Source organism: Polymorphospora sp. NPDC051019 (assembly GCF_040683055.1).
GTDB lineage: Bacteria > Actinomycetota > Actinomycetes > Mycobacteriales > Micromonosporaceae > Polymorphospora > Polymorphospora lycopeni.
Genome location: NZ_JBFBCH010000024.1, coordinates 1 through 11,903 on the forward strand (window position 1 = coordinate 1; position 11,903 = coordinate 11,903).

At 67.3% G+C, this 11,903-nt stretch carries 7 protein-coding genes; 6 read left to right on the forward strand and 1 reads right to left on the reverse strand.

All coding sequences use genetic code 11. The features are described 5' to 3' along the window. The 5 genes from AB0M79_RS30405 to AB0M79_RS30425 form a co-directional block, all read left to right on the forward strand. The coding region (locus tag AB0M79_RS30405) for a tetratricopeptide repeat protein (RefSeq protein ID WP_364220321.1) at positions 1–755 on the forward strand (755 nt) is incomplete at its 5' end. Between the two features lie 57 nt (positions 756–812). Beyond that, complete coding sequence (locus tag AB0M79_RS30410; protein ID WP_364220324.1) at positions 813–1,022, forward strand: transposase; 210 nt, start codon at positions 813–815, stop codon at positions 1,020–1,022. Between the two features lie 111 nt (positions 1,023–1,133). Continuing rightward, positions 1,134–1,436 (forward strand): hypothetical protein, encoded by a 303-nt coding sequence (locus AB0M79_RS30415; protein WP_364220327.1) that lies wholly within the window; start codon positions 1,134–1,136, stop codon positions 1,434–1,436. Between the two features lie 10 nt (positions 1,437–1,446). Beyond that, complete coding sequence (locus AB0M79_RS30420; RefSeq protein ID WP_364220329.1) at positions 1,447–3,204, forward strand: tetratricopeptide repeat protein; 1,758 nt, start codon at positions 1,447–1,449, stop codon at positions 3,202–3,204. A gap of 129 nt (positions 3,205–3,333) precedes the next feature. Continuing rightward, positions 3,334–4,182 carry an alpha/beta hydrolase-fold protein gene (locus AB0M79_RS30425; RefSeq protein ID WP_364220332.1) on the forward strand — a complete coding sequence of 283 codons (849 nt, stop codon included), beginning with the start codon at positions 3,334–3,336 and terminating at the stop codon, positions 4,180–4,182. Between the two features lie 112 nt (positions 4,183–4,294). On the opposite strand, the gene AB0M79_RS30430 is transcribed toward AB0M79_RS30425, so the two are convergent. Continuing rightward, positions 4,295–6,112, reverse strand: coding sequence for a BTAD domain-containing putative transcriptional regulator (locus tag AB0M79_RS30430; protein ID WP_364220335.1), 1,818 nt, complete (start codon positions 6,110–6,112; stop codon positions 4,295–4,297). A gap of 670 nt (positions 6,113–6,782) precedes the next feature. On the opposite strand from AB0M79_RS30430, the gene AB0M79_RS30435 reads away from it, so the two are divergent. Continuing rightward, positions 6,783–11,894 carry an amino acid adenylation domain-containing protein gene (locus AB0M79_RS30435; protein WP_364220338.1) on the forward strand — a complete coding sequence of 1,704 codons (5,112 nt, stop codon included), beginning with the start codon at positions 6,783–6,785 and terminating at the stop codon, positions 11,892–11,894. Positions 11,895–11,903: the final 9 nt, after the last annotated feature.

Here is an 11,903-nt window from a genome sequence, read left to right on the forward strand (position 1 = left end):
GACTGCCGGATCCGATCGCACTACTCGTCCTGCACACCGAACTCGCGGTCTGCCACGGCGAACTCGGCGACAAGGAGGCCGCCGCGAGCGCCGCCGAGGCGGCGCTGTCGCTCGCCGGATCACCCGATCCCGACCATGTCACCGCACTGCACCTGACCGTAGCTCGCACACTGCTGGACGACGGCCAACTCACCGCCGCCGCCATCGCCGCCGAACAGGCCCGACAGGCGATCCGCCAGGCACTGCTCCGGGTCGAGCTGGCCTTCTGTCACCGGGCCCGGGGCCGGGGTCGATGGACAGCCGGCGACCCGGTGGGCGGGGTCGCCGACCTCACCATCGCACACGACATCCTGACTTCGGCCGCCGCCACCGAACTGGCACTGGACACCGGCGTGGAGCTGGCCGAGGCGTACCGGGCGGTGGGCCGGCCGGACCAGGCGACGCCGCTGCTCAACGCGGCACTCACGGCGGGCGGTGACGGCCCACGGGTAGCCCGCGCCGCCCGGGTACTCGGAATGCTCGCCGCCGACGCCGGCGACGCCGACAGCGCGCACCGTCACCTACGGGCCGCGGTGGCCCGCTACCACCGGACCGGGCCACGACACGAACTCGCCGCCACCACCCTGCTTCTAGCCAACCTGCTCGAGAAACGCGGTCGGGCGGACGAGACCCTCGACATACTTCGCACCGCGCTGGCCAGGGTCGAGCAACTCGCCGTGGAGACCGGCACGGGCACCACCACCTCGGCGAGGTAACCGCCCGGGACCGGACATCTCCTGACTTGGCATCCTGCCGAGGAGGCGCAAGCCGCTGTGGCTCGACAGAGCAGGTACCCCGAGGAGTTCCGCCGCCAGGTCGCGGCGTTGGTGCTCGATTCCGGCCCCACGATCCGTGACGTCGGCCGGGAGTTCGGCGTCAACCAGGAGACCCTACGTAACTGGGTTGCTCGGCTACGGCAGGAACGTGACGGCGGCCGGATGTCCCCTGGGCGGCGCGGGCGTCAGCGGGTTGTCCACTGGTGACAGAATTGTCGTCTCTCTCCACGGAAGGTGATCATGGTGACTGGTGTTGAGGTGATCATCGCTGCCCTCGTGGCAGGTGCCACGGCAGGTTCCACGGACGTTGCCAGGACGGTGATCGCTGACACGTACGGCGGGTTGAAGAACCTGTTGCGGGGTCGCCTCGCCGGGCGTCCGCAGGCGCAGGAGGCTCTGGAGGCGCGGGAGGTCGAGCCGGGCCGCTGGCGGGCGGTCCTGGGTGACGATCTGGCCGACAGCGGCGCGGACACCGACGAGCGGATCCTCGCCGCGGCGCGACGCCTGCTGGAACTGGCGGACCCGAACGGGGCGGGGACCGGTAGGTACGAGGTCGATGCGAGTCAGGCCAGAGGTGTCCAGGTCGGTGACCACAACACCCAGACCAACACCTTCAACTGACCCCTGAGACGTGCTGGTGAACACCGAGGGTGACAGCCGCGCCGGTGACCGGGTCGACGCCTCGCACGTCCGAGGGTTGCAGGTGGGTGGGGGCAACACCCAGCACAACCACTTCTACAGCCGCCGCCAGGTGTCCTGGCCGTACCGGGTCGGCGTGGTACCGGCGCTCGCGGACCGCCGCCAGCGCCGCCCGGCCGACGAGGCGCTCGCGACGGCAGGCGCCGGTGGGACGGTGGTGGTGTGCCAGGTCCTGGCCGGGCTCGGCGGGGTCGGCAAGACCCAACTCGCGGCGAACCTCGCCGAACAACTGTGGCGCGATCGGCAGGTCGACCTGCTGGTGTGGGTCACCGCAACCTCCCGGTCCAGCATCCTGACCGGCTACGCCCAGACGGCCGCCGACGTCACCGGTGTCGAGGACAGCGACCCCGACCAGGGCGCCGCCCGACTGTTGGCCTGGCTGGCCGGCACCGACCGGCGGTGGCTGATCGTCCTGGACGACCTCGCCGACCCCGCCGACCTGCGCGGCCTGTGGCCACCGACCACGACCACCGGCCGCACGATCGTCACCCTCCGCCGCCGAGACGCCGCACTCCTACAGGGACGCACCCTGATCGACGTGGACCTGTTCACCCCCGGCGAGGCCGCCGCCTACCTGGCCGGGAAGCTCGACGGCGCCGCGGACCGGCTGGACGAGGCCGACCAACTGGCCGCAGATCTCGGGTATCTGCCGCTGGCGCTGGCGCAGGCCGCCACCTACATCCTGGACCAGGACCTGACCTGCGCCGCATACCGGAAACGGCTGGCCCGCCGCCGGCTCGCCACCCTGTCCCCGTACCTGCTCCCCGACGACCAGGCGACACCGGTGGCCGACACGTGGGCGCTGTCGGTCGACCTGGCCGACGCCGCCACCGGCGGCATCGCCCGGATCCTGCTGCAAATCGCCGCCCTGCTCGACCCCAACGGCATCCCGCCCGACCTGTTCGCCACCCGAGCCGTCACCGACTACTGCCAGAAGCGTCTCGGCCAGCCGGTCGACGCCGACGACACCCACGACGCGATCCGTGCCCTGCACCGGCTCAGCCTGGCCGACATCGCCGCCATCCCTGGCACCGCACTGCGCGTCCACGCCCTGGTCCAGCGCGCCACCCGGGAAGCCACCCCCGACGAACACCGACGCCCGCTCGCCGTCACCGCCGCCGACGCCTTGACCGAGTTGTGGCCAGAGACCGAACGCGACGCCACCCACGCCCAACACCTACGCGCCAACACCACCCACCTACACGGCATCACCGGCGCCCTGCTGTGGAACCACGACGACGGCGGCCACCCCGTGCTGTTCAAAGCCGGAAACAGCCTCGGCAACACCGGCCTCGTCACCGCCGCCGCGAACTACTTCGACAACCTGCACACCACCGCCAACCAGCACCTCGGCCCCGACCATCCCGTCACCCTGGCCACCCGCCACAACCTCGCCCGCTGGCGGGGAAAGACCGGGGACACGGCCGGAGCCGCCATCGCCTTCGAACAACTGCTCACCGATTCTCTGCGGGTCCTCGGGCCGGACCATCTCCACACCCTGAGCACCCGCAACAACCTCGCCCACTGGCGTGGGGAGGCGGGGGATGCGGCCGGCGCCGCCACCGCGTACGAACAACTCCTCACCGACCGCCTGCGAGTCCTCGGCCCCGACCACCCCCACACCCTGGGCACCCGCGGCAACCTCGCCTACTGGCGCGATCGCTCTGCCAAGGATGGCAACCATCCGTAACCGTCAAGGGCTTGGCTCTGTAGGTAAGGTCGGGTCCGACTTGTCAGGGTCTACCAAGTCCACCTCTCTCCGGCTTGACTGAGGGGAATCTGATTGTCGGGTTGAGGACTGGCACATAGCGTGCCCGGGGTGACCACAGAGGTGCCGTTCCGCCCGCTCGTCGTTGACCAGACGGACGTTCGCTACGCCCATGGGCCTGACTCTTCTCGCCAGGCGGGGGTGCCGGTGGGTCAGACGGCAGAGTTCAGCTGGGACGGCAGCGCTGTCTACCCGGGTACGTCGCGCAAGTTCTGGGTTCACGTGCCGGCTCAGTACGACCGTTCGCAGCCCGCGTCGCTGATCGTCTTCCTGGACGGACAGTGGTATCTCGATCCGGAGGGCGAGGTCCGCGGCGCGGTCGTGCTGGACAATCTGATCCACAGCGGCGACATCCCGGTCACCGTCGGCCTGTTCGTCGACCCCGGTGTCCTCGCGGACACGCAGAATCCGAAGAACCGCAACATCGAGTACGACGCCTTCGACGACCGCCTGGTCACCTTCCTGCTGACCGAGATCATCCCGCAGGTCACGCAGCGCTATTCGATTACTGACGACCCCGACCGATGGGGGATCTGTGGTGGCAGCAGCGGCGGGAACGGCGCCTTCACCGCCGCGTGGCAACGCCCGGACAAGTTCCGGCGAGCCATCTGCTTCTTGTCCAGCTTCGTGCAGATGCCCGCTGGCACCCCCTACCCGGACTTGATCCCCAGCATCCCCCGCAAGCCGCTGCGAATCTTCATGCAGGCTGGCCACCGAGACCTGCATTGGAACGAGCCCGAACGGAACTGGCTCGCCAGCAACCTGCGCGTCGCCGCTGCTCTGGCCGAAGCCGGCTACGACTTCCGGCTTGTCCTCGGCGACGGAGGCCACAGCCCCAACCATGCTGGCGTCCTTCTCCCGGACGCACTGCGCTGGCTGTTTGCGCCGCCCAAGAGGTGAGCGACGACGTCGGTATTCACCTTCATCGTGCGCTGCGCGATGCGGTCGCTGCCGTGAGCTGAGCCGGCATCAGAGTCACGCTGACTGCTTCTTCTCGTTCGCCGAGGGCTAGTCAGAGATCTCGGGCGAACAGGCGCACCAACACTGGCAGGCAGCACCGGCCGTCGGGCCGGCGCTGCACGAGTTCGGCGTCGCGGAGCAACCCGAGCAGACGCGCCGCCTGGGCAACCGGCACCCCGGCCAACTCCGCGACATCGGGCAGATCGAACGCCGCCGGTCCTACCACGCCCAGTAGCCGAAACAGCCGGGCGGCTGCCTGGCCGCCCGGCTGTTTCCGCAGCTGTTCGTAGCTCGCCCGCAGACGGCTACGTAGGTCGAGGTCGTCCTGATGGAGGACGTCCAGCCGGTGCCGTTCGTCGGCAAGCTGCTCGGCCAGGTCGTCAAGCGACTCGTCCGGCCGTGCGGCCAAGCGGGCGGCGGCCGCCCGGATGGCAAGCGGCAGGTAGCCGCAGCAGGCGACGATCCGCCCGGCGGTGCTCGGCGCGCCTACGGCACGCTCCTTGCCGACGAGCCGGATCAGCAGCTCAATGGCCTCGCCCTCGTCGAGCCGGTCGAGCCGCATCCGTACGGTGTCCAGGGTGCACATCGATTGGCGGCTGGTGATCACAACGGCTGTAGGCGAACGGGCCGGGATGAGTGGGCGGACCTGGTCGACGTCGTTCGCGTTGTCCAGCACCACCAGCAGCCGGCGTCCGGCCACGAGCGACCGGAAGTAGGCGGCGGCCTCGTACCGGTCGGCGAACATTCTCGATGGGCGCGGATCGAGCGCGCCGATCCACCGGTTGAGCACATCGAGCGGTCGCTGTGGCGCGTGATTCGCCTCCGTACCGCGCAGGTCGACGTAGAGCTGACCGTCGGGGAAGAGGGTGGCGAGTTCGTGCGCCACGTGCACGGCGAGCGTCGATTTGCCCGTGCCGGCTGGTCCGTGGAGGGCCGTTAGCCCGACGTGTTGCGCGTGGGTCCGACCCAATTCGGCGGCGAGCAGCCGGGCCTGCTCGGCCCGCCCGGTGAAGGCTGCGCTGTCCATTGGCAGCTCTGCCGGTATCGGCAGGCGGCGCAACCGGGCCACCGCCCGGTTGCGGTCGCCACGTCGCGGGCCGTCCGGTGGTTCGCCGGTCAAGATCCGACCGTGCAGCTGCTGGAGATTTGCGCTGGGCTCGATACCGAGGTCCGCCGCGACCCGCTGGCGGAAGTCCTGATACGCCGCCTGCGCCTCGACGATGCGACCGGCCGCGTGAAGGGCATGCATGAGCTGGCCCCGCAACCGCTCACGCCAGGGGTGTTCGGACACCAGGAGCCGCAGCTCACTGATGGCCGCGGCGTATCTGCCGATGTCGAGCCGGACCTGGATGCGCTCCTCGATAGCCGAGAGCCGCTGTTCCTCCAGCGCAGGCACGATCTCCCGCAGGCCGGGCGCCTGTACGTCCGCCAGCGGCGCGCCACGCCACAGCGCGATCGCTTGATCGAACAGGTCGAGAGCCTGTTCGGGCTCCTCGGATGCGCGGCTACGCGCAGTGGCTAGTAGCGTCTCGAAGCGGCTGAGGTCGAGCGCCTCGGGCTCGGTCTGCAGCACGTACCCCGGCGTCTGTGTGACGATCGGCTGCGCCTGTACGGCGGGTAGCTGCGACCGTGTCTCGGCAGGACAGTCGCGCAACACCCGGCGGAGTCGGCGCACATGATTGTGCAATGTGACCCGAGCCGAAGCCGGTGGGGCATTTCCCCAAAGCTGATCGATCAGCCGCTCGACTGACACCACCTGATTCGCCTGCAACAAAAGGGCCGCCAAAAGTGCCCGTTGCCGCGGGGCGGTAATTGGTATGGCGTGGCCATTTGCGCGAACCAGCAACGGCCCCAGAATCGCGAAGTCCAATATGCGGCCATCACCCCTCTCGTGTGGCATGGACTGGGTGGTTCATCATGCGGCCACCATCGCCAGACTAAGCGCCACCAACGAAATCAGCGAGATCTTTCTATGATCGGGCAGATCTGTGTCAAACCTGCGCCCGACAGTTGACTAATCGAGCAATGACAGAAATAGGCGTTGAGCTGGGACGATTGAGATTCGGTCACCCAGTGGTCATATCACAAGTATTACTATGCCACGTCTCCACATAGATTGGTAGCTATCAGATCGAGTTCACCGACGCCGCCTGCGGCCGTTGACCCCGGCCAGGCGTCAGACGGCGAGAGGAGAAAAATCAGCAAGTCGACAAGATCGGATAAATACTGCATTAGGGATTAGGTCAAATAAAAGACCATAACAGCTCTGACGGTCTCCTTATAGCCGAGGCAGGCGGGCGGCTCTGCTCATCGCTCCGCTAGCCGGCTACCTCATAGTCCCCCTCTTGCCCTGCCAATCGGCGCCGAACCACCGACACGGCGGCAGATGTCGGCTTTCACCTGCGTGGCTAGCGTTCCGCTATCCAGTTGCTAGCGGACGCCTGGATCATCCCGGGCAGGCCCGCCTCGGCCAGTCGGCGGCGGTGGCCGGCGAGTCCGTATGGCACCCGGAACCTTCCGGACAGGGGAGCACAATGTCGATGAACGACTTCGTCCACATCAGCAACAACCACGAAGACGTCCATTGGGACACCATTTTCGATTTTGTGTTGCCGGAATTGTTCGAACGACAAGTCGCCACCCGACCACACGCACCCGCCATCACCTACAACAACCAAACCCTCACCTACACCCAACTCAACACCCGCGCCAACGCCATCGCCGAAACCCTCCACGAACACGGCATCCAACCAGAGGAACCAATCGGCGTCTGCCTCCCCCGCGGCATCGAACTCATCACCACCCTGCTCGCCATCACCAAAACCGGCGCCGCCTACCTCCCACTCGACCCCACACACCCACCCGCCCGCATAAACCAACTCACCCAACACGCCAACGTCAAAACCATCATCACCACCAGACACAACACCACCCCACTACCCCCACACACCACCACCATCCACACCGAAGACCTCCCCACCACACCCACCAAACCACCCCAACCCTGCCCCGCCACCCCACAAAACCTCGCCTACATCCTCTACACCTCCGGCTCCACCGGCCAACCCAAAGCCGTCGCCGTACCCCACCGCGCCATCACCCGACTCGTCACCCACCAAACCCACATCACCATGGGACCCCACCAGAACTACCTACTCCACTCACCCACCACCTTCGACGCCTCCACCTTCGAAATCTGGGCCCCCCTACTCAACGGCGGCCAACTCACCATCGCACCACCCGGACAACTCACCACCCCCGAACTCCACCACCTCATCACCACCCACCACATCAACACCCTCTGGCTCACCGCCGGCCTGTTCCACCTCATCATCGACGACGACCCCACCATCCTCACCCCCATCCAACAACTCCTCACCGGCGGCGAACCCGTATCACCAACCCACGCCGAAAAAGCCCGCCAACACCTACCCAACACCCAAATAATCGACGGCTACGGACCCACCGAAACCACCACCTTCGCCACCTGCCACCCCCTCCCACCACACCAACCCATCACCGGCCCCATCCCCATCGGCACCCCACTCAACGGCACCGAAACCCACATCCTCGACCACCACTGGCAACCCACCCCACCCGGCACCACCGGCGAACTCTTCATCGGCGGCCCCGCCCTCGCCCGCGGATACCACAACCAACCCCACCTCACCGCCGAAAAATTCATCCCCCACCCCACCAAACCCGGCCAACGCCTCTACCACACCGGCGACCTCGTCCGCCAAACACCCGACGGCACCATCCACTACATCGGCCGCACCGACCACCAAATCAAAATCCGCGGCCACCGCATCGAACCCGCCGAAACCCAAACCACCCTCCAAACCCACCCCGACATCACCACCACCCACATCACCACCCACCACCACCCCCACCGCGGCCCCCAACTAACCGCATACGTGATTCCCCGCGATCTCAAACGCATCCCCGGTGCGAACGAACTACGCGACTTCCTGCGCCAGACGCTGCCCGACTACCTCGTGCCGACCCAGTACGTCGTACTCGATGCGCTGCCGCTCACGCCCAACGGAAAAGTCGACCGCGACGCCCTGCCCGCGCCGGACGCGCTACGTACACGGCGCCCGTACGCCCCGCCGGCCACCGAGACCCAGGACGGGATCGCCCGGATCTATGCGGAGATCCTGCAGCTGGAGCGGGTCGGGGTGAACGAGAACTTCTCCGAACTGGGCGGCCATTCGTTGTTCGCGATGCAGGTCGCCAGCCGGGTGCGGAAGGTCTTCGGGGTGGCGCTGACCCCGGCCCAGGTCTTCGGCAACCCGTCGGTGTCGGCCCTGGCCGACCAGGTGGAGCAGGAACGCGCGAAGCAGTCCGTCCCGGCGATGCCGGTGCTGACCACGCGCTCACGCCGACCCCACGAACCCCTTTCCTGGCAGCAGGAGCAGGTGTGGTTCCTCGCCAGCCTGGCGCAGGAGCATGGCGCGTACCGGGCACAGGCGTCGGTGCGAATCCACGGCACGCTCGATGCCGACCTGCTGGACCGGGCGCTCACCGCGGTGGCGGTCCGGCACGAGATCGTCCGCACGGTGTTCGCGGAGACCGACGGTCAGCCGTATCAGATCGTTCAGGACCCGGGACCGGTGCGGGCCACCCGGTACGACCTCACCGACATACCGCCGCAGGACCGACCGGCGCGGGCACACGAGGTGATCGCCCACGAACTGAAACGGCCGTTCGTCCTGTCCCGGCTACCGCTTATGCACTGGACGCTGATCCGCCACGACGAGCAGGAGTACGAGCTGGTGCTGGTCGAGCACCACCTCGTCCACGACGGTTGGTCATTCACCATCCTGATGCGCGACCTGGAGTCGGCGTACCTGGCGTTCCGACTCGGCAAGCCCACGCCGCTGCCCGCGTCAGCCATCCAGTACGCCGACTACTGCCGGTGGCAGCGGGAGACGATCGACGCGCCCGCCATGCGCGCACAGCTGGACTTCTGGCGCACACGCCTCGCCGACCCGCCGGCACCGGCCACTCTGCCGCCGGATCGGCCCCGCGCGAACACGCAGTCCTTCCGTGGCGATCTGCTCCGGGCAGAGTTGCCCGCCGCGCTCGCCTCGAAGGTGCGCAAGTTCGCCCGCGACAACGGCGCGACGTTGTTCATGACGCTGCTCGCCGGCTTCGTGACGCTGCTGCACCGGCACACCGGGGAACGGGACATCTGCCTGGGTTCGGGATTCGCCAACCGTCGCCTACGGGAAACCGAAGACCTGGTCGGCATGTTCGTCAACACGGTCGTGCTCCGGGTCGGGGTCGCTGGCGACCCGTCGTTCCAGGAACTGCTGCAGCGGGTGCGCGACGTCGCGCTGGAAGCCTCGGCGAACCAGGAGTACCCGTTCGTGCGGCTGGTCCAGCTACTGAATCCGAGCCGTGACAGGACCGGCAACCCGTACATCCGGACGTTGTTCAGCTTCAACGACTCGCCACTGACCGAGATCAACCTCGCCGGGACCCCGGGCACGGTCTTCGAGCGACACAACGGGTCGGCCAAGATGGACCTGAACGTGATCGTGGTGCCCCGCGCTGAACGGCAGCTGGGCGAGACCGGCCACGTGGACAACCGGATCACGCTGCTGTGGGAGTACAACGCCGACATCTTCGACAAGACCACGATGCGTCAGGCCGTCCGGAGCTACCTGCGGTTGCTGGAGTCTGCCGTCGCCGCCGCAGCCACGCCGGTTTCGCGGCTGGACTGGCTCGACGACGAGCAGCGGCTGCTGCTGGCCAGTTGGTCGTCGCGGTCGCCGGTGCCGGACGACGCCTTTGATTTTGTGTTGCCGGAATTGTTCGAACGACAAGTCGCCACCCGACCACACGCACCCGCCATCACCTACAACAACCAAACCCTCACCTACACCCAACTCAACACCCGCGCCAACGCCATCGCCGAAACCCTCCACGAACACGGCATCCAACCAGAGGAACCAATCGGCGTCTGCCTCCCCCGCGGCATCGAACTCATCACCACCCTGCTCGCCATCACCAAAACCGGCGCCGCCTACCTCCCACTCGACCCCACACACCCACCCGCCCGCATAAACCAACTCACCCAACACGCCAACGTCAAAACCATCATCACCACCAGACACAACACCACCCCACTACCCCCACACACCACCACCATCCACACCGAAGACCTCCCCACCACACCCACCAAACCACCCCAACCCTGCCCCGCCACCCCACAAAACCTCGCCTACATCCTCTACACCTCCGGCTCCACCGGCCAACCCAAAGCCGTCGCCGTACCCCACCGCGCCATCACCCGACTCGTCACCCACCAAACCCACATCACCATGGGACCCCACCAGAACTACCTACTCCACTCACCCACCACCTTCGACGCCTCCACCTTCGAAATCTGGGCCCCCCTACTCAACGGCGGCCAACTCACCATCGCACCACCCGGACAACTCACCACCCCCGAACTCCACCACCTCATCACCACCCACCACATCAACACCCTCTGGCTCACCGCCGGCCTGTTCCACCTCATCATCGACGACGACCCCACCATCCTCACCCCCATCCAACAACTCCTCACCGGCGGCGAACCCGTATCACCAACCCACGCCGAAAAAGCCCGCCAACACCACCCCAACACCCAAATAATCGACGGCTACGGACCCACCGAAACCACCACCTTAGCCACCTGCCACCCCCTCCCACCACACCAACCCATCACCGGCCCCATCCCCATCGGCACCCCACTCAACGGCACCGAAACCCACATCCTCGACCACCACTGGCAACCCACCCCACCCGGCACCACCGGCGAACTCTTCATCGGCGGCCCCGCCCTCGCCCGCGGATACCACAACCAACCCCACCTCACCGCCGAAAAATTCATCCCCCACCCCACCAAACCCGGCCAACGCCTCTACCACACCGGCGACCTCGTCCGCCAAACACCCGACGGCACCATCCACTACATCGGCCGCACCGACCACCAAATCAAAATCCGCGGCCACCGCATCGAACCCGCCGAAACCCAAACCACCCTCCAAACCCACCCCGACATCACCACCACCCACATCACCACCCACCACCACCCCCACCGCGGCCCCCAACTAACCGCATACGTGACCAGTCCCGAGCCGGACCGGGCCGGACTCGTGGCGGAACTGCGCCAGTACGTGGCCCAACTGCTGCCGGAGCACCTGCGTCCCACCGACTACGTCGTGCTCGACGAACTACCGCTCACGCCCAACGGGAAAGTCGACAAGGCCCGGCTGCCAGACCCGGCGCCGCCGGTCACCCCCGAGGCCGCCGTACCACCCACCACGTCCATGGAACACCTGGTCAGTGAGGTGTGGGCGGACGTGCTCGGCTTTCCCGACTTCGGCGTCACCGACAACTTCTTCGACATCGGCGGGCACTCCCTGCTCATCGGCCGCGTGCGCAGCCGGCTCAGCGCCCGGCTGGAGCGCAGCGTCCCGATCGTCGCGCTGTACGAACACCCGACCGTCCACGCCATCGCCCGGTACCTGTCATCCGGCGACACGTCACGCGGCGCGGATCACGACAGCCACCAGGAACGGGACAGCCAACGGGATCGGGCCGTCCGGCGCCAGCAGCACCTCGCGGAACTCCGCGGCCGCCGCATCACCGGCTGAGCATCGCAC